24 protein-coding genes and 1 pseudogene are annotated in these 17,710 nt (G+C 71.2%); 12 read left to right on the top strand and 13 right to left on the bottom strand.

What is annotated here, in order from left to right; genetic code table 11:
- Positions 1–73: 73 nt before the first annotated feature.
- The 5 genes from MN205_RS04745 to MN205_RS04725 all read right to left on the bottom strand — a co-directional run bounded on the left by MN205_RS04745 (position 74) and on the right by MN205_RS04725 (position 3,494).
- Entirely contained in the window at positions 74–382 is a 309-nt protein-coding gene (locus MN205_RS04745; protein WP_242124796.1) for a transcriptional regulator, read from the bottom strand.
- Positions 379–876 carry a hypothetical protein gene (locus MN205_RS04740; RefSeq protein ID WP_242124794.1) on the bottom strand — a complete coding sequence of 166 codons (498 nt, stop codon included), beginning with the start codon at positions 874–876 and terminating at the stop codon, positions 379–381. Before MN205_RS04740 ends, MN205_RS04745 begins: the two co-directional genes overlap by 4 nt.
- A 196-nt stretch (positions 877–1,072) precedes the next feature.
- Positions 1,073–1,576, bottom strand: a complete 504-nt coding sequence (locus MN205_RS04735; protein ID WP_242124793.1) for a VanZ family protein — start codon at positions 1,574–1,576, stop codon at positions 1,073–1,075.
- 311 nt (positions 1,577–1,887) lie between these two features.
- The gene (locus MN205_RS04730; RefSeq protein ID WP_242124791.1) at positions 1,888–2,880 is read right to left on the bottom strand and encodes an NADPH:quinone reductase; all 993 of its coding nucleotides are present in this window, start codon (positions 2,878–2,880) and stop codon (positions 1,888–1,890) included.
- Between the two features lie 56 nt (positions 2,881–2,936).
- On the bottom strand, positions 2,937–3,494 hold the full coding sequence (locus tag MN205_RS04725) for a PadR family transcriptional regulator (RefSeq protein WP_242124789.1): 558 nt from the start codon (positions 3,492–3,494) through the stop codon (positions 2,937–2,939).
- Positions 3,495–3,605: 111 nt separating this feature from the next.
- Here MN205_RS04725 and MN205_RS04720 point away from each other — a divergent pair, with 111 nt between their 5' ends.
- Genes MN205_RS04720 through MN205_RS04710 form a run of 3 tightly spaced genes read left to right on the top strand, consistent with a single transcriptional unit; the run spans position 3,606 to position 6,392 of the window.
- Complete coding sequence (locus MN205_RS04720; RefSeq protein ID WP_242124787.1) at positions 3,606–4,736, top strand: NAD(P)-dependent alcohol dehydrogenase; 1,131 nt, start codon at positions 3,606–3,608, stop codon at positions 4,734–4,736.
- Positions 4,737–4,773: 37 nt separating this feature from the next.
- Positions 4,774–5,718, top strand: a complete 945-nt coding sequence (locus MN205_RS04715) for an ABC transporter substrate-binding protein (protein ID WP_242124784.1) — start codon at positions 4,774–4,776, stop codon at positions 5,716–5,718.
- Positions 5,719–5,765: 47 nt separating this feature from the next.
- Entirely contained in the window at positions 5,766–6,392 is a 627-nt protein-coding gene (locus MN205_RS04710; RefSeq protein ID WP_242124783.1) for a cysteine hydrolase family protein, read from the top strand.
- Between the two features lie 75 nt (positions 6,393–6,467).
- On the opposite strand, the gene MN205_RS04705 is transcribed toward MN205_RS04710, so the two are convergent.
- Positions 6,468–6,713, bottom strand: coding sequence for a hypothetical protein (locus tag MN205_RS04705; RefSeq protein ID WP_242124782.1), 246 nt, complete (start codon positions 6,711–6,713; stop codon positions 6,468–6,470).
- A gap of 311 nt (positions 6,714–7,024) precedes the next feature.
- On the opposite strand from MN205_RS04705, the gene MN205_RS04700 reads away from it, so the two are divergent.
- The gene (locus MN205_RS04700) at positions 7,025–7,519 is read left to right on the top strand and encodes a hypothetical protein (RefSeq protein WP_242124781.1); all 495 of its coding nucleotides are present in this window, start codon (positions 7,025–7,027) and stop codon (positions 7,517–7,519) included.
- Positions 7,520–7,607: 88 nt separating this feature from the next.
- Here the strand turns inward: MN205_RS04700 and MN205_RS04695 are convergent, their stop codons facing one another.
- Positions 7,608–8,438, bottom strand: a complete 831-nt coding sequence (locus MN205_RS04695; protein WP_242124780.1) for an aminoglycoside N(3)-acetyltransferase — start codon at positions 8,436–8,438, stop codon at positions 7,608–7,610.
- A 661-nt stretch (positions 8,439–9,099) separates the two neighbouring features.
- Here MN205_RS04695 and MN205_RS04690 point away from each other — a divergent pair.
- Both MN205_RS04690 and MN205_RS04685 read left to right on the top strand, forming a co-directional pair.
- Entirely contained in the window at positions 9,100–9,459 is a 360-nt protein-coding gene (locus MN205_RS04690) for a hypothetical protein (protein WP_242124778.1), read from the top strand.
- 137 nt (positions 9,460–9,596) lie between these two features.
- A complete protein-coding gene (locus MN205_RS04685; protein WP_242124776.1) occupies positions 9,597–10,379 on the top strand; it encodes an SDR family oxidoreductase in 783 nt (260 codons plus the stop codon).
- 74 nt (positions 10,380–10,453) lie between these two features.
- Here the strand turns inward: MN205_RS04685 and MN205_RS04680 are convergent, their stop codons facing one another.
- The 3 genes from MN205_RS04680 to MN205_RS04670 all read right to left on the bottom strand — a co-directional run bounded on the left by MN205_RS04680 (position 10,454) and on the right by MN205_RS04670 (position 11,563).
- On the bottom strand, positions 10,454–10,711 hold the full coding sequence (locus MN205_RS04680) for a helix-turn-helix transcriptional regulator (RefSeq protein ID WP_242124772.1): 258 nt from the start codon (positions 10,709–10,711) through the stop codon (positions 10,454–10,456).
- Positions 10,711–11,190: a DUF2975 domain-containing protein gene (locus MN205_RS04675; RefSeq protein ID WP_242124770.1), complete on the bottom strand. Its 480-nt coding sequence runs from the start codon at positions 11,188–11,190 to the stop codon at positions 10,711–10,713. The genes MN205_RS04680 and MN205_RS04675 overlap by 1 nt, the downstream gene beginning before the upstream one ends.
- Before the next feature lie 172 nt (positions 11,191–11,362).
- Entirely contained in the window at positions 11,363–11,563 is a 201-nt protein-coding gene (locus MN205_RS04670) for a type II toxin-antitoxin system PemK/MazF family toxin (protein ID WP_242124768.1), read from the bottom strand.
- Between MN205_RS04670 and MN205_RS04665 the strand changes: the two genes are divergently transcribed.
- Both MN205_RS04665 and MN205_RS04660 read left to right on the top strand, forming a co-directional pair.
- A complete protein-coding gene (locus tag MN205_RS04665) occupies positions 11,550–12,125 on the top strand; it encodes a DUF2975 domain-containing protein (RefSeq protein ID WP_242124765.1) in 576 nt (191 codons plus the stop codon). The genes MN205_RS04670 and MN205_RS04665 overlap by 14 nt on opposite strands.
- A gap of 69 nt (positions 12,126–12,194) precedes the next feature.
- Positions 12,195–12,401, top strand: a complete 207-nt coding sequence (locus MN205_RS04660; RefSeq protein WP_242124763.1) for a helix-turn-helix transcriptional regulator — start codon at positions 12,195–12,197, stop codon at positions 12,399–12,401.
- 164 nt (positions 12,402–12,565) lie between these two features.
- On the opposite strand, the gene MN205_RS04655 is transcribed toward MN205_RS04660, so the two are convergent.
- On the bottom strand, positions 12,566–13,582 hold the full coding sequence (locus tag MN205_RS04655; protein ID WP_242124761.1) for a hypothetical protein: 1,017 nt from the start codon (positions 13,580–13,582) through the stop codon (positions 12,566–12,568).
- 690 nt (positions 13,583–14,272) lie between these two features.
- Here MN205_RS04655 and MN205_RS04650 point away from each other — a divergent pair.
- Positions 14,273–14,560, top strand: coding sequence for a hypothetical protein (locus MN205_RS04650; protein WP_242124759.1), 288 nt, complete (start codon positions 14,273–14,275; stop codon positions 14,558–14,560).
- A 268-nt stretch (positions 14,561–14,828) separates the two neighbouring features.
- Here the strand turns inward: MN205_RS04650 and MN205_RS04645 are convergent, their stop codons facing one another.
- On the bottom strand, positions 14,829–15,461 hold the full coding sequence (locus tag MN205_RS04645) for a transposase (RefSeq protein ID WP_242124757.1): 633 nt from the start codon (positions 15,459–15,461) through the stop codon (positions 14,829–14,831).
- Positions 15,462–15,654: 193 nt separating this feature from the next.
- Here MN205_RS04645 and MN205_RS21530 point away from each other — a divergent pair.
- The 3 genes and pseudogenes from MN205_RS21530 to MN205_RS04630 form a co-directional block, all read left to right on the top strand.
- Positions 15,655–16,049, top strand: a pseudogene (locus tag MN205_RS21530) (MFS transporter); the annotation flags it as partial.
- A gap of 7 nt (positions 16,050–16,056) precedes the next feature.
- A complete protein-coding gene (locus tag MN205_RS04635) occupies positions 16,057–16,260 on the top strand; it encodes a transposase (protein ID WP_242124755.1) in 204 nt (67 codons plus the stop codon).
- Positions 16,261–16,374: 114 nt separating this feature from the next.
- Positions 16,375–16,776 carry a hypothetical protein gene (locus tag MN205_RS04630; protein WP_242124753.1) on the top strand — a complete coding sequence of 134 codons (402 nt, stop codon included), beginning with the start codon at positions 16,375–16,377 and terminating at the stop codon, positions 16,774–16,776.
- Here MN205_RS04630 and MN205_RS04625 read toward each other — a convergent pair.
- A complete protein-coding gene (locus tag MN205_RS04625; RefSeq protein WP_242124751.1) occupies positions 16,729–17,637 on the bottom strand; it encodes an alpha/beta hydrolase in 909 nt (302 codons plus the stop codon). The genes MN205_RS04630 and MN205_RS04625 overlap by 48 nt on opposite strands.
- Between the last annotated feature and the right edge of the window lie 73 nt (positions 17,638–17,710).

The raw sequence follows: 17,710 nt of genomic DNA, 5'->3' as shown, positions 1-17,710 counted from the left end.
CGGTCATCCCGCCCTCCGGGCGCGATCATGACCGGCCGACGACTACACGGCCTTGTCGATCCGTGAGGTGTGATTAGGGGGTCGTGGCCAGGGCCGCGATGCGGCGCAGCTCCGCCAAGTGCCCATCCAGCGCCGTGCGGCCGGCGTCGGTCAAGGACAGCCAGGTACGAGTGCGCGAGCCGTGCGGGGTCTTGGCGGTGTGCACGTACCCGGCGTCCGCCAGGACCTTGACGTGCTTGCTGAGCACCGAGTCGCTGATGGCCAGCGCCTCGCGCACGGTGGCGAAGTCCAGCGCCTCCACGGCGGCGAGCATCGCGCAGACCTGCAGGCGGTTGGGGGCGTGGACGATCTCGTCGAAGACCGGGCGCGCCTGCGCGCTCACGCTCCCGCCTGCGCGCCTCGGCCCTCGCGCACGCGCCGGCGCAGCAGGTCGTCGATGCGCCGCTCGGTGAGCACCGTGGCCACGAAGGCACCGACCCCGGCGACGGGCAGGGCGAAGGGCACGCCGGCGAAGGCCTGCAGCGCGAACCCCAACGCGAAGAGCCCGAACACGACGGCGTACCAGGTGCCCAGGCCCTCGCCGTAGCGCTCGATGGAGATCCCCGTCGAACGCCTCAGCGCCGCCAGCAGAGCCATCGGCGCCAGGATGGCCCCGAACACGATCAGCAGCGTCGATGCCGACTCCGCGCTGCTGCCGGCGTCGGGCCGGCCCACGAGCAGGCCGACGCCCAGGAACAGCGAGGCGGTGCAGGCGGCCGCGCCCAGGCGGTACCACCACGGGGAGGTGATGCGCTCGGCCAGGCGCCGGCGCGTGTCGGTGAGTTCGCGCAGGGCTGCGCGGGCGTCGTCGGGAGTGGCCCGAGGATCGCTTTCCATACTGGAAAGCTAGCTACGACTTTCCATCACGGCAAGTAGGAGGTCGTGCTCGCGTGGATGGTTGCTGAAGTGCCCGCTCATCCCGCGGTCCGAGCGCGATCACGGCGGCGTACGACTTCACGGTCATGCAGCAGACCCTTCCGCGCGGCTACGGCCACCACCGGCACATGCTTGTGGCTATTACCCCGCTGTCGCGTTAGTGGAGGCGAGCGGCTCGCTCCGCAGGCCGTCTCCACCGCGCCAATGCCAAGGCCCCCCACGCAAGCAGGCCACCGACAAGCGCGCCCATGGTGTTCGCCAACCAGTCACCGGTGTCGCACGAGCGACCCAGGCCGGGAACGAGAGCCTGCAGCACCTCGATCCCCGCCGACAGCGCACTACCAACCACAGCGGCCAACACCCACCGACGGGTCGCTACACCCGCCAACAGCACCGGCGCGATAAAGAGCACCACGTTGGCAAAGGACTCCACCCGAGCCGGCGTTGGCCAGTCCCACTGGACCGCACAGCCCACGCTCAGATCGCGATCGACCGGCACCAGCGTCAGAGCCGCCAACGGCAGCAGGGACAGCGCAGTCAACGCCCACGCCAGTCGAGGGCGCCGGACCAGCCACGCACCGATCACCGGACCGATGACGATGTAGACCAGCAGTAGAGCCGGGGTGATCCACCGGTGGGTGATCAGGAACGTGCTCAGCACAACGCCACCACCCCTGCACCTTCCAGGCCGCCCGAGGCACGGTGCCCGACACCTTGCCTCGGGCGTAGGTCACCGGACCTGAAGGCCACGACGCCTGCTCGCAAGAGAGCTTCTCGCGGCAGCGGTAGGTGGTCGAGCACTAATCGATCATGTCAGGGGACTTCACGGTCATCCCGCTGTCGTGGACGTCGCTGACCGTCCGGATCTGTCGATGGCCGCGCTGTCGCGCCCCTGCCGGTGACCACGACACTGCTGAGGCACCGAGCTCCCGAGTCGTGTCCCCCGCGGAAGGCCCGCTGTTGCGGTCTCGCTCAACTGGACGGGCTGAGCAGCACCCGGCTCCGTGAGCCTGCATCGACCTGATCGTGGGACTCGGCGATGCGTTCCAACGCCAGCGGTTGCGCGATCGGGATGAGCAGGTCACCGGCAGCAGCTGCCTGGGTGAGCTCGGCGGCTGCTTCTCGCTTGGCCTGCGCGGGGAAGTCGTCGCTACCCAGCAGCCGGATGGTGGTGTTCTCGAAGAGCATGGTCCAGAACGGGAACTCCGGTCGGGCCCGGCGGGTGGCGAAGGCGGCGATGACGCCGCCGTTGCGCACCAGCGCGGCGTCGAGGTCGGCGTTGTCGGAGAAGGACACCTCCACGATGCGGTCGACGCCATCAGGAGCGATGCCCCGCACCGCGGCGACGGGGTCCTCGCCGTCCAGCGCGAGGGCGGTGTCCAGCCAACGCGAGGGCTCCAGCACCTGCAGCTGCGCGAGCTCCGCGGTGCGCCGCACGGTGCCGATGACACGCGCCCCGGCACGGTGCGCCAGCTGCGCCGCCATCGAGCTGACCGCTCCCAGGACACCGTGCACGAGGACGGTCCGGCCTGCGACCGGCCCGTCGGCGAAGACCGCGCGGTGGGCCGTGATCCCGGGGATGCCCAGGCAGGCCCCGACCTCGTCGCCGACCGCGTCGGGCAGCGCGACGGCCTGCTCGGCGGGCACGACGGTGAACTGCGCCGCGGTCCCACCAGCGCGGTAGGACTGCGCTCCGTACACCCACACCCGATGGCCCAGCCGCTCCTCATCCACGCCGGGTCCGACCTCGTCGACGACGCCGGCGCCGTCGCTGTGCGGGATGACGCGCGGGTAGGGCATCGGTGCGCCCAGCCAGTCGCTGCGCTTCTTGGTGTCGCCGGGGTTGATCCCGGAGACGGCCACCCGCACCCGGACCTCGCCGGGACCGGGGTGGGGGTCGGGCAGCTCCCCGACCTGCAGGACGTCCGCGGCTGCTCCGCGCCGCTCGTACCACGCTGCTCGCATCGAACGGGTGTCCTTCCAGTTCTCGGTGACGGGCTGCCGCCACCTGTCGGGACGGCTCAGCCCTCAGAGGCGGCGGGGGCGTCTCCCGCCGCAGGGGTGTCGTGGGCCAGGACGTCGCGCAACCAGGTGCGCTCGGCCCGGCTGGTCGCCCCGGCGATGGTGAACATGCCCTGCCGGTACGGGTCGGTCACCTCGCGCCGGCGCAGCGGGCGGTCGCCGTCGTAGAAGAAGCTCGCCGGCTGCTCCAGGAAGGTCAGCCGCCGTCGCAGCACGGCGTGCTGCTCCTGCACGCTGGGCAGCAGGGACAAGAACGCCAGCACGGTCAGGAACCGGGCCAGGTCGGTGATGTCCAGCTCGCCGGGCTCGCGCAGGCGACGGTGCAGCTCCTCGCGTCCGGCATCGGTGAGGGTGAGCACGTAGCGCTGGGTGGCACCGGCTCCCGGCTCGATGTGGCGTGAGAGCCAGCCGGCCTTGAGCAGGCGGTTGATCGCCGGGTACAGGCTTCCGTCGCTGATCGGGCGCGCGTACCCGGACAGCCGGGCCACCCGCCGGCGCAGCTCGTAGCCGTGCAGTGGTCCCTCGGCGAGGAATCCCAGGATCGGCAGCTCCAGCACGGTGTTATCGTCTCACACATCGAGGTACCTCGAATCGAGGTATTAGTGCCGCCGGAGTCCCCGCCCGATCGCGAGGTGAGACCCACCGGCCGCTCAGAGGAGAGAGTCGCCATGACCACGGACGTGACCACGAGCACCATCACCGCTGCGGTCGCCCGAGAGCACGGGCAGCCGCTGAGCATCGAGCAGGTCGAGCTGGACGCCATGCGCCCTGATGAGGTGCGGGTACGGCTAGTCGCCACCGGCGTGTGCCACACCGACGCCATCGTGCGCGACGGGGTCTACCCCACCCCCCTTCCCGCGGTGCTGGGCCACGAGGGCGCCGGGGTGGTCGAGGCGGTCGGGGAGATGGTTGCCGACATCGCCGTCGGAGACCACGTCATCCTCTCCGCGGCCTACTGCGGCACCTGCAAGCGGTGCCGTGCCGGGCAGGTGGCCTACTGCGAGCACCTGTTCGCCGAGGACTTCGGCGGGCGCCGCCACGACGGCACCACCGCCCTGAGCGCCCCGGGCCGTCCCGAGCAGGTCATCTCCTCACACTTCTTCGGCCAGTCCGCCTTCGCCACCCACGCCAACGTCCGCCCCACCAGCGTGGTCGTCGTCGACCCCGACGTGCCGCTGGAGGTCCTCGCGCCCCTGGGCTGCGGCATGCAGACCGGCGCCGGAGCGGTCCTGAACGAACTGCGCCCGCCGGCCGGCACCAGCCTGGCCGTCTCCGGTGCCGGCGCGGTCGGCCTGGCCGCGGTGATGGCCGCGCGCATCGCCGGTTGCAGCACCGTCATCGCCATCGACGTGCACGACTCCCGCCTGCAGCTGGCCACCGAACTGGGCGCCACCCACACCGTCAACGGCAAGCAGGTCGACACCCACGAGAAGCTCATGGAGATCACCGGCGGGGCCGGCGTCGACTACATCCTGGACACCACCGCCATCCCCGCCCTGCTGGCCAGCGCGGCGCAGTCGCTGGCCGTGCGCGGCACGCTGGCCCTGGTCGGGGCCGCGCGCCCCGGCACCGAGGTGCCCTTCGAGATCGGTTCCTCCCTGGTCAAGGGCTGGACGTTCAAGACCATCGTGCAGGGCAGCGCCGTGCCGCAGGTCTTCATCCCCCGCCTGGTCGAGCTGTGGAAGCAGGGCGCCTTCCCCATCGACAAGCTCACCCGCGCCTACCGCCTGCAGGAGATCAACGACGCCTTCGCCGACTCCGCCTCCGGCGCCGTCGTCAAGCCCATCGTCGTCTTCTGAGCCCCGCCCCAAGCACCGGACAGGAACAAGCACCTTCATGCAGCGCCGCCATCTACTCACCCTCGCCCTGCTGGCCGCAGCGACCCCCACGGCTGCAGGCTGCGGCGGTTTCGACCCCCTGGCCGCCGGCGACTCCTCCTCGGGGAACACCAACGGCAGCGCGGGCAGCGGCTCGGACGTGATCTCGGTCGGATCGGCCAACTTCCCCGAGAGCGAACTGCTGGCCGAGATGTACGCCCAGGTCCTCGACGCCGCCGGCGTGAAGGTCGAACGCCACTTCGGCATCGGCTCACGCGAGGTCTACATGCGCGCCCTCCACGACGGCTCGATCGACCTGATCCCGGAGTACAACGGCGCACTGCTGGCCTACCTGGCCGACAACGACACGGTCGACGCGAGCACCGCCGAGGCGGTCCACGCCGGGCTGCAGGAGAAGCTGCCGGCCACGCTCACCCTGCTGGACGAGGCGACGGCTGAGGACAAGGACTCCCTGGTCGTCACTGCCGCCACCGCGCAGCGCTACGACCTGGCCACCATCGCCGACCTGGCACCCGTCGCCGGCGACTTCGTGCTCGGTGCGGGTGCGGAGTACGCCGAACGCCGCCAGGGCCTGCTCGGTCTGGCCGAGGTCTACGACGTCACCTTCGAGCAGTTCCGGCCACTGGACGCCGGAGGCCCTCTCACCGTCGCTGCGCTGGAGGACGACACCGTCCAGGTCGCCAGCCTGCTCTCCACCGACCCCGTCATCGTCCAGCGGGGCTTCGTGACGCTGCAGGACCCGCAAGGCCTCTTCGGGGTGCAGAACGTCGTGCCGCTGATCAGCACCGCCAAGAACACCGCCACCGTGACCCAGGCCCTGAACGCCTTCTCGGCCACTTTGACCACCGACGCGCTCTCAGCGGCCCTGGGCCGCGTCAGCCTCGAGCGCGAGGACAGCGCCACCGTGGCCCGCGACTACCTCACCGACCACGGCCTCATCTGAGCCAGCGCTGCCTGCTTGACCACCTCGATCCCACGGACAGGAAGCCCATGACCACGCTCGATCCCGCCAGCACCGCCGTTCTCGTCATCGACATGCAGAACGACAACCTCCACCCCGACGGAGCCTTCGCCGCCACCGGAGCCGCTCAGCACGCCGGGGAGCAGAACGTCGTCGCCAACGTGCGCGCCGTCCTGGACGCCGCCCGCGCCACCGGTGCAGCCGTCTTCCACAACCGCATCGTGGTCCACCCCGGTCGCGACGTCGGCGGAAGCAACGCCCCGATCTTCACCATGCTCGGCCCGGAGCCGCTCAAGCTCGGCTCCTGGGGCGCGGCCATCATTGACGGCCTGGACCCGCGCGAGGACGAGATCGTCCTGGACCGCACTCGCATGAGCGCCTTCAACGGCAGCGGCCTGGACAGCATGCTGCGCAACCTGGCCATCACCGACGTCGTCGTCGTGGGGGTGTGGACGAACATGGCCGTGGAGCACACCGCCCGTGACGCCGCCGACCACGGCTACCGCGTCAGCGTCCTCTCCGATGCCACCTCCAGCATCAACGCCGACTGGCAGCACGCCGCCCTCAGCTATGCCCTGACCAACATCGCCACCATCACCGATACCGCCAGCGTCACCGCCGCCTTCACCGCCGCCTTCACCACCACCTCGGCCTGACTCATGCAGTGCCGGCCTCCGGCAAGGGTGGGTGTCGACTTCACGCTCATCCCGCGCTGCGCGCGTGGGCCGTAGTCAGTAGGTGCCTTCGATCTTCGCCTGCGTGACCAACTCGTCGTAGAGGTCACCGCCCTCATCGACCGCCTCCGGTGGCAGCACAGCACTGGACCACGGGATCTCGCAGGGACCGCTGTGCTCCGACTCGGGGCACAAGGCCCTCGTCAAGCGCTCCTTCACCGCGAACGCCTGCTCCTCCGTGGCCCACAGGCCGATCCGGATCTCGTAGGTGCCTTTGCCGTTGGCCGGGTTGATGGGAGCCATGCCGAGACGGTAGTCAGTCGATCTCCGATGGTCCCCTGATAAAGGTCATGCGACTTCACGGTCATCCCGCCCCGAGACGCAGCTCTCACCAGGGCAACGAGCCCGAGCGCTATGGCGACGACGACCACGACCGCGACCAGGACCAAGATGTGCCACGGCTTCAGGGCTCCCACGCGATCACCGTAACCAGAGCCTCGACCAGCGCTAGCCACCTCGCGCTCATCCCGCGATCCGGGCGCGATCACGGTCGGCTGACTTCACGCCTATGTCGGAGAGCGAACGATGCGAGCAGCCTCTGGGACGCTGACCAGATGAGCGGTGCCGGTACCTACGCCGTCGAGCACGGCGACCTGCCGCAGCAGGACCTGCAGGCGCTGGACCGGTCCGTCCTGGCCCACCTGGCGCCGCGCGCGGCCACGGTCGAGACCGACCTGCCCGTGCACGAACCGGGCACCTGGCCGGCCGAGGTCGAGGCCGCCGCCGAACAGCTGCGCCGGCACAGCGACCCCGGAGCCGATCCCGGCACCGACCCGGAGCGCTACTGCTACGCCGTTGCCGACGTGCGCACCCACCCGCACCTGTGGGACGCCTTCGTGCTGGTGGCCCCGCACGCCTACGACGCCGAGGTCCGTGACGCGCACGGTACGCAGATCGCCTCCCTGTCCGATGAGGGCACCCTCGTGCTGCACCTGGACGACGAGCAGCACCAGCGCCTGGCCGCGCTCATCGGTGTGCACCGTCTGCGCCTGCTGGACCTGTCTGCCCGGCGTCGGTGGTGGGTACCTTGGCGGCGCACCGACAGCTGAGTGATCCCCGCTGGGCGAGTTGAGGCCGACGTCGACCGCACATGGCGCCGCCTGCGCGTGCGCACCACGGCGCCCGCGGCCGATCGCGTCAGGCTCGACGGTGGGTCGGGAACCAGCCCGCGGCGTGGTCCACCAGCTCGCGCACCGGCAGCAACTGCCCCACGCCCTGACCGACCGGTGCGCTGCGCCGTAGCCCGGTCGCCGCGGCGAAGTCCTCGGCGACCTGCTCGAAGTCCTCGGCGCTGACGGCCAGCTCCTGCCAGGAGCGCCAGCGCCGCTGCCCGTCGACCAGCACCGGTGCGCCGTTGCTGATGCGGTGCTTGCCCGGGTACTCGCAGCGGTGCTCGGCCAGGTGCAGCGCGGTGCACTTGGCCGCGCTGACGCCCAGCAGGAGCACCCGGGCCCCCACGTCGTACAGCACCGCCAGCGGGGAGCCTTCCCCCATCGGCTCGCTCAGGTCGTGCTGGGCGACCACCTGCGCGGCCAGGCGGCCGGCGGCGGCGAAGGAGCGGTGCGGGTGCGCGCTGCGCAGCGTGCCGGGCAGGGTGCGGAAGTGCTCAGCGACGGTGCCCATGGTCTTGCTCGGGGTGCTGGCCGGGTCGTAGACGGGCAGGTGCTCGCGCACCAGCGGCCACCACTGCGCATCCGTCTGCTGCAGCAGCGCCGGATCGCACAACTGCCAGGACTGCACCGGCATCACCACCGTCCCTGCCGGCCCGACCGCGGCGTGCAGAGCGGCGACGACGTCCTGCACGCCCCCGACGACCCAGCCCAGCGCCGACAGCGAGGTGTGCACGATGAGCGTGGCACCGGCCTCGACCCCCAGGGCCCCCAGCTGATGCGTCAGCGACTGCACGGTCGCCGGCCGCGGCTCGCCGCCCTCGGGGCGCTCTTCGCCGTCCACCGGTGCGTCAGTCATCCACGCTCACCGCCGCCCCTCGATCGCTCACCAGGTGCCGATGCACGACCCCAGGTGTAGTCGATCGAGGCCGCCAGCACCCGACGGCTCCCCACGCACGGTCACGACGCCGGTCACGCGCGATCACAAATGCCTGATGACGCCCTCAGCAACCGACGAGCACGCGTGCAGGCCGCTGCGGCGGTACCGGGTCGGCGACCTACCTGGGCGGGCGTTCCACGCCACTGCCGGCGCGTTGACGGCTGCGCCACGCTCTCATCGAGGAAGATCATCGGCGTCAGGGCGGACAGCAGCACGGGTGCGCGCAACCGGCACGGCACGCCGTCACCGATCTGGGGTCACACCCACCAGGTAGAGCCACGGCCGCGGTCGATCTGGCGGCTGATCTCCTGAGCGACGCGCGCCTTCTCCGGGTCCGCTGCACGGCTGCCACGATCAAGCCGGCGCCGGGCGCCCCACCCGATCACCGCAGCCAGCACCGCGAGAACAGCACCCACGACAGCCCACGTCATCGTCACCCCCCCGGGAAGCGGAGAACCGCCACGGTAGTCGACGCCCTCAGCCCAGCACCCCCTGAACGACGCGGTGCTGTGGGATGCCGACGAGCGTGAAGCCGTCGCCGCTGCACCAACCCCTCGAAGCCCGGTGGAAGAGTGCCCCCGTGAGCACCACCCCGCGGGCCGCGTCACAGACACGTGCCGGCGCCCAGCACCCGGTGCGCCTGAGCGTCCTGGCGCGACCCCACTGGGTGAACGCCTGGCTGCTGAGGTCCACCGCCCGGCCGTACCTGCGACTGAACGGCACCGAACACCCCCTGACGTGGGGCCGCACCGGAACCTTCCCCCTCCAGCCGGGCACATACGTGCTGGAAGCGTTCTGGCGCTACCGCGGCACCCGCGCACCCCTGGGCACCGGCACCCTGCGGGTGCAGGTGCACCACGACGAGGAAGTCTTCGTCGAAGCCCGCAACGGGCCGCTGAACCACCAGCCGCTGAGGCTGCGCCGCCGGCCGACTACCTGAGGCGAATCGCTTACACATCCCGACACGACATCGGCGTCGCGGTCATGGCGCCCTTGCGGGCGACGTCGCGGTCACGGCGCTGACCAGAACGTCGCAAACCAGATGAGATCCGTCTCAACGGCGGCGACCATCGGCGCATGACCGGAGCCCTGCACGAGCGCGTCGTCATCGTCACCGGCGCCAGCCGACGCATCGCCATCGGCGCCGCCATCGCCCGCCGCGCCGTCGCCGACGGCGCCGCGGTCCTGCTGCACACCTGGTCTCCCCACGATGCCCAGCAACCCTGGGGCGAGGACACCGACGGTCCCGCGGCCCTGCTCGCGGAGCTGCGGGCCACCGGTGGCCGCGTCGAGCACATCAGCGCCGACCTCGCCGAAGCCGAGGCACCCGCCGCTGTCGTCGCCGCAGCCCGCGACGTCTTCGGCCACGTCGACGCCCTGGTCGCCAACCACGCCCGCAGCAGCGGTCACGACCTCGAACACCTCACCGCCGCCGAGTTGGACCTCAGCTACGCGGTCAACACCCGAGCCAGTCTGCTGCTCACGCAAGCCTTCGCCGCCCAGCACGACGACACACGCCCCGGCGGACGCGTCATCCTGTTCACCTCCGGGCAGTACCACGGCGCCATGCCTGCCGAGCTGCCGTACATCGCCTCCGAGGCCGCCCTGCACGAGCTCACCCGCACCCTCGCCGTCCACCTCATGCCCCGCTCGGTCACCGTGAACTGCATCAACCCCGGCCCCAACGACACCGGTCACGCCGATGAGCAGCTGCGCGCCGCCGTCACCGCGGCCAACCCGGGCGCTCGGTGGAGCACCCCCACCGACACCGCTCGCCTGGTCGGCTGGCTGCTCAGCGACGAGGCGGACTGGGTCACCGGGCAGACCATCGCCTCCGACGGAGGCTGGTCCGCCCGCTGATAACGCGGTCCTCGGCGCCCGCACCTGCCGATCTCCGGGTGGTGGTGCTGATGGCCGGGGCGCCAGCGGGTGCGTCAGCGTGAAGCGGGCTGCGCCGAGTCCGCGACCTCGATCGCTTCGGCGGTCTCGTCCGGCACCCAGCGCAGGACGTCACCGGGCTGGCAGTCCAGCACCCGGCAGATCGCATCCAGGGTGCTGAACCGCACCGCCTTGGCCCGACCGTTCTTCAAGACGGCCACGTTGGCCGGGGACAAGCCGATCCGGCGGGAGAACTCACCCACCGGCATCTTCCGCTTGGCCAGCATGACGTCGAGGTCGACGACCACGGCCATCAGACGACCGCGGCCATCTCGCTGGAGAGCACCGTCGCTGAGCGCAGCAGGGCCCGCATCACGACCATCAGCAGCACGAAGCTCACCCCGCCGACCAGGGAAGCGGCCTGCAGCAGCAGCGCCGGCGGCCCGCCGACGCCGACCCAGCTGATCAGGTGCGTCAGCGTGGCGACGGTCACGGCCGTGGCCACCGCCGCGGCCACGATGATCACATCGACCCAGCGGAGGGCCGCTGGGTCGAAGATGCGCCGGTCCTGCACCAGCGACAGCAGTACCCACACCGCCACCACCGCAGCCTGCACACAAGCCAGTACCACGATCGCGGCGATCGTGTACGGCACCGCCAAGCCGGCCAGCTCCGGGTAGGCATCGGCCGACTGCCAGGCCGCGACGGGCACGTAGACGGCCTGGCCGATCAGGGCTCCCAGGCCGAGCAGGATGATGCAGACCCGCAGCGCGCGGATGACGGCAATGCTCATGTATCGATAGTCGCTCGGCAGCGATCGAAAGTCAATAGGTCGCCATGGTGGAGTGCGCGACTGGAGGCCGCACCGGTGCCAGCTCAGGAGATCCGCGCCCCTTGCGCGCCTTCACGGTCATGCCGGGTTCCGCTCGGACACGGCGCGGTGAGGATCGCTCTCGTCGCCGACCTCACAGGGCCAGGTGCAGCCGCAAGGCGTCGTCGAGAGCGCCCAACGCCTTCGACGGCAACCGCCCCAGCGCCGGTCCCAGACGGTCCACCGACACGGCGCAGACCTGTTCGGCCTGAGCCTTGGAGTCGACGTGCAACCCGGTGTCCTGGGCGGCGAGCAGGACCTGGAAGGGGAACACCCTGGCCGTGTCGCTGGTCACCGGTACCACGCAGGTCGACCCCACCTCCGCGCAGGGCCGGCAGCTGCAACAGGCCCGCCGGCTGCCCGTGCCCACCTCCTCCACCAGCGGCGAGCAGGTGCCTGAGCACGTCCAGCTGACCGCGATCGACCTGCTCACCCCCGACGTAGCCCAGGGCTACCCCGCCGAGCTGTCCGCGTGGGACTCCACCCGCACCGAGCAGTTCCTCTCGCGCGGCCACTTCGCCCTGGCCGGGATCGGGCTGGGCGCCGCCGCGCTGCTGCTGCGCCCGGTGCTGACCTCCATCGCCGCCGCGCGCCCCTTCGGCGCCGGCAACGCCCGCCGCCTGGCCCAACTGGCGCTGCTCACCGTGCTCATCGCGCACCTGGCACCGCTGCTGCCGGCCCTGGCCGCCGATCAGGTGCTCGAACGCCTCGGCCTGGACGGTGCCGACAGCCCCCTGAGCGTCGCTGCCTGGCTGCACCTGGGTGCCTGGGACCTGATCGCCGTGGTGGTGCTCGTGCTGGCCGAAGCCTTCCGGCAAGGAGAGCGCCTGCACCGGGACCTGGACGGGCTGGTGTGACCCCGCCAGAACGAGGGCCCCAGCCGGCAGGCGCACCCCGGCAGGGCAGCCGCGAGGGCGGGAGGCGTCGTGGACGAGGCTGAGCGGGCGCACCGCGTCACCTGCCACCTGGACGACCTGCTGGCCCAGCGCGCCGGCGTCACCGTGGTGAACCTGTCGGTGCTGAAGAACGACCGCGCCCGCGCGGTGCGCTTCTCGACCCTGACCGCCGTGTGCGACGCGCTGCAGTGCCAACCCGGCGACCTGTTCACCGTGACACCGCTGCACCACCACTGACCCGCACGCACTCTCATCCCGCTGTCGTGGACGTTGCCGACCGCTCGGATCTGTCGATGGTCGAGCGGTCGGCACCCCTCTTGAGCAGGTGGCTCGAGGCCGCGAGAACCTGACAACACGCTCCGCTGCTCCCTGCGGCCCACCCGCAAGCGGTACAGACCTGTTCACGGCCCCACGTACAGCAGCGGAATCCCGATGAGGACGCGGACGCCGTAGACGTGGCGGCCACCGAGTGTCGGCCACCCGTTCTCCACCGACACCTGGACCGGAGTGCCGGCCACCAGCCCGCGCCACTCGCTGCCCTCGGCCTGCGACCGGGCGATGACGGCGGCGATGTCGGTGCGCACCTCGGGAGTGAGGAAGGCCAGCGTCTGCTCCAGCTCGTGCACCTCGGTGGTCGCCGCCGCGCCATCGGCGGCCGGTCGCAAGGTCAGGTCGGCGGTGACGATCTGGCCGTCGTGGACGCCGAAGGCCACCGACCGATCCCCGTGCTCGTCACCGAGCGAGCATCCGCTGGAACCGCAGGAGGAGCCCGCCTGTTGCAGCCGTGCAGCTGCTGCGGCGGTGGTGCCGGCGTAGTGGGAAGCACCGAAGGGCCAGCTGCGATCACGCAGGGCGTCGGTGCGCACCGTCAGGGCCAGCGGCGCGCCGGTGCATGACGTCCGCAGCGACCAGCTGGCTCGTTCACTGCGCTGCTCCAGCGTCTGGTACTGCTCCTCGTCCGAGTGCGGTGCTCCGGCATCCCCGAAGGGCAAGAAGCTTCGTGGTTCCGCCTTGCGCAGGAGGCCGTCGAGGACGCCGCGGTCCTGGGGCCACACCGTCAGCAACGACGCCTCGAGCACGAAGCGCAAGTGGTCCTGAGCCGCTCGCACCGGCTCCGTGGTGCTCGTGCCCGAGGCACCGCTCGCGGTCAGTGCCCCGCTCGCGCGCGAAGTCACGGTGGTGACCCCGGTAGCCGTCACCTCGGTGGGCATCTGGATCTCGGCGTGAGTGAGGTCTCCGTCGAGGTCGCTGACCAGGTCCACCGTCGCGTCGCCCTGCTGCCCCTGGCAGCGGATCTGCGCGGTCAGGGCGTTGCTGCGCGGCTGAAAGCACCACGAGCCCGCCGCGCGCAGCCCGGCGACGAGCACCCCGGTCTGGCCCCCGACGACTTGCTCGGTGGCGACCGAGACCTCCTGCATCGCCGCGTGCTCGTAGGGCGCTGCGGGACCGTGCAGTGCACCGGGTGGGCGGGTGAGCACGGCCGCCAGGACAGCACCGACCACGAGGACAGCCAGGACACCGAGCCGTGCTCGCCGGCCGCGCGCGGTCAAGCCCGAGGCCGATGCTGCCCCTTCGCGCAGGCGCCCGCCCCCACGGGGTAGGGAGCTCGACCAGCGCCCGTGCCGGCGCCAGCCACCAGTGCTGTCCACGACAGCACCGTGGCAGAACGATGCGGCCGGAACGCTGCACCGCCGAAGGCCCACTCACCGCGGGCACCACACCGACACACGCACATGGCGCGGTGGTGGCGCGTCTGCCGAAGTGAGGACGGTCGCTGAGCCCGCGACCTCCCCGACGTCCAGCGATGATCAGGAGGTCAAGGCCCCAACGTGTGCGTGCTGCGCACAGCCAGTGCGCCGAGATGGTGAACAAGCAAGCGATGAGGCACTGCCCGCCCGTGCGCGGGCTGGACGCGGGCAAGATGAAGCCCTGGAGCAGTCGTACGCCTCACCTGGCGGCCAGGGGAGGCACAGACGGGCGTGTCAACGTTTGGAGGGTCTGTGAGCGGCCACCTGCCCGTCAGTACTCACAACACCTACGTTCGCCGACTGGAGGCGCGTAGAACGGCCTGGGCTCTGGCTCCTCTCTGGGTGTACCCGAGCGTCCTCGTGAGCATCCTCGTCGGCTACTTCTGCCTGATGTTCTCGTTGTTCGGGGTGGAGGCCCTCGGCGGTCATCTGGGTTGGAGGAGCTGGGCGCTCATCCTGGGTGTCCCCGGCGCTGTCTTGGCGCTGCTGTGCCTGGTGGGTGCCGTGGTGGCCCGGGTGAGCGCCTACTGGCTTGCCGGGATGCGCGTGCTGTTCACAGTGCCGGCGTGGGTTCTTGGAGTACTGGCGACGCTGGGGGCGGCGGCTGCAGCAGCGGCAGTAGTCACCTCCCCCTGGTGGCTGCCTTGAGCTGAGCTCCCCGCGCGACCACTCGGTCATCAGCGTGAGACGTTCCACGTCAAGTTCTGGTGGGTGCCCTGCTCGTCGTCGGTGCCCTGCACAGCGGTGACGGGGCTCGCGCCCGGCAGCGTGTGATCGGGTTGAAGGCGGGGCTGCTCAAGATGACCGGCGAGGTCCAGGCTGCGGCCTCGATGGCGCGGGGAGCCCGCCCCACCAGGGAGTGACGTGGAACGACGTGCGCTGAGTCCCAAGCGGCTACTCGGCCGCAGTCAGCTCCTCAGGCAGCAAGCTCCAGCGGGCGCCGCCGGGAGCCGAAGGTGGCCACGTCGGGGTCCCAGCGACGGCCGGAGACGATGATGGCGTGCAGTTGCCGCAGCAACGCCGCGGCGACCGCGGCCTGCGCCTGGGTGGGCTTGAATCTGTTGTGCTCCCGCGTCGTCAAATGCGTGTAGCGGGCGGCGTGCACTGGACCGCTGTGCAACGTTCCCCAGATCCCCCGCCAAGCCGCCAACCGCAGTGACGGCCGGCCCTGCCCGGTCACCCTCCTGCGCCCCACGAATGTCCCTGAGGAGCGTTCCCGAGGCGCCACACCGGCGTGCTTGACCAGCGCCCGCGCGGAAGTGAACCGGTGCGGATCTCCCGTCTCGGCCAGAATCGCCGCCGCGCCGATCGCGCTCAAGCCCGGGATGGACGTGACCAGGGCGATCAGCTCGAGCTCGTCCGACACCGCTTCCATGCGCTGCTCGACCTCGGCCCGTCGCCGGCGGGTGGCCAGCCAATCCGCCAGGACGAACTCGACCCGCTCCAACGCCCCGCGGCGGTGCTCGATGACACCGGCTTGATCGTCCAGAGCCCTGAAGAGCTTCCGAGTGATCCGCAGCGTCGGTTTCTCACCGCCCCAACGGATCACTGGCTCTTCGGATCCAAGGGTGGGTAGGAGATCCTCACCCCCGCTGGGGCACGCTCGACGTCGCGGTCATGCGGTGGTCGCGCCACCCGCATTCTGCAACTTCAACAAGCGCGACTCCACTGTCGTGAGGGGGAGTTTCAGTCAGGGAAGTGGTTCCTGTCGCAGGTGCAGGTGCAGGTGCTGCTGGGGGGGCGACTTCGTCGGCCGCAAACGCGCCTTCCTCATCGCCCTGATCGGATTCGCCCTCGTCTCGGCGATCGGCGGCGCGGCCACCACCGACGTCATGCTCTTCTGCGCCCGCGCGCTGCAGGGGTCTTCGCCGCAGTCCTGGCCCCGGCCGCCCTGTCGCTGATCACCACCACCTTCACCGACCCGCGCGAGATGGCCCGCGCGTTCGGCGTCTACGACGCGGTCCAAGGGGCCGGTGGCGCCATCGGGCTCGTCCTCGGCGGGCTGCTGACCGAGTACGTCAGTTGGCGCTGGTGCTTGCTCATCAACGTGCCCATCGCCGTCGCGACCCTGCTGGTTGCCCTCCCCACCCTGCGTGAGAGCCGCGCCGAAGGCGCCCGTCGCTACGACGTGGCGGGCGGAGGTGATGGACTACTTCGACACCGGCGGGATCAGCAACGGCGGCACCGAGGCCATCGTCCTCATCATCGAGAAGGCACGCCGCCTGGCGCACGGGTTCCGAAACTTCGGTAACTACCGCATCCACATCCTGCTCGCCGCCGATGGCACCCGGCCCTGGCGACGGCGACGGTGCCGGCGCCGGCGCCGGCGCCGGCGCCGGTCAGGGTGAGCTACCCACCCGCAGATCCGAAGACCCGCCATGCCTGTGCCGGTGCCGGACAGGGCCAGTGAAGATCACCCGCGAGGGCGTCGGCTGGCGTGCACCGCGACCATGCTCGGTGTCGTGGATCTCCTGCTGCTGCTCACCCTGGCCTCCCTGCCGGCAGGGGGCGTCGTCGTCCTCGTCGCCTTCGTGTCAGCGGTGTCGACAGCACCTCGCCACCGGACAGCGACCCTCCTCGCCTCGGCTGGTGCCGGACTGGCAGCCGTCTGGGTCGTGGTGACCTACCGAGGTGGGATCCGCGCGGACGAGACCGGAACCAGCTACAACATGTTCTCCGACGCCGGGTGGCTGCTCGCAGCCGCCGTCCTCAGCGTCGTGTCCCTGGTCCTCAACGCCCGGCGCCACCGCCGCACCGCACGCACGCTGTCGAGCACCTGCGCCACCCGAACGGAGAAGCAGGACGTGCTCGAGGCGTCACCCGGTGCGGGCCGCACCGTCCACCGGTTCAGCCGTCACCAGTGATCGTGACCACCGTGCGATGACCTCGACGCCGGTGGTGAAGTCGCGCTCCTGCGGGCGACCCAGGAAGCCGTGCACGGCCTCGGGCAGCACCTGGTGCTCCAGGGGCACCCCGGCTGCCGCCAGGTCGGCGGCGAACAGGCTGCTGGAGGCCCGCATGCCGTCGCGGTCGGCGTCCAGCAGCAGCGTCGGCGGGAAGTGGGCCGGCCGGTGCCCGCCGGGGAAGGCCGACGGGTCGCGCAGCAGCGCGCGGGAGCCGGTGTGGTTGAGGTTCATCGCCAGCATCGGCCACCGGGTGTGGGTGAAGCGGCGACGGCCCCGCAACGTGGCCCGCAGCGCACGTGGTCGCGGGGGCAGGCGGGCGTGGAAGAACCCGTAGGCCAGGACGACGCCGTCGATGCGCGGCTCTTCGTCCTGCGTCGCGCTGGTCGCTGTGCTCGCAGCCACCGCGGTGCCGGCAGCCAGGCAGGCACCAGCGCTGGCGCCGCCCAGCAGCACCGGGCCGGCGCAGGTGGCCCGCACGTGGGCGAGCACCGCGGCCACGTCGTGGACTTGCGCGGGGAAGCGCTCCCGCAGCACTCCACTCGCTGAGCGGTCCGGGCACGGCCACCGCCTCGACAGCAGCGGAGCCAACGGGTAGTCCACGGTCACCACCCGCACACCGGTTCCCGCGAGGGCCCGGGCGAGGGCGTCGGACTCGGGCTTGTCGAGGCTCCCGGCGAAGTAGGCGCCCCCGTGCAGCCACACCAGCGTCGGTGTGAGCGTGCTGGAGGCGGCCCCCGGTGGTTCGTAGCAGCGCACGGGGACCGGCCCCCGCGGACCCGTCACGTCGGCGTCGACGACACGGGAAGCGAGCGGAGGCACCCAGGAACGCTACCGGCGCGGTCACCACGTCGAGGCGGTGGTCGAACCGCACGCTCACTGCGCAGACCGGGAC

Origin of the sequence: Kineococcus sp. TRM81007, assembly GCF_022669155.1 — a bacterium.
GTDB lineage: Bacteria > Actinomycetota > Actinomycetes > Actinomycetales > Kineococcaceae > Kineococcus.
The sequence above is the reverse complement of the archived record's forward strand: the minus strand, read 5'-3'. Positions and strand labels throughout refer to the sequence as shown.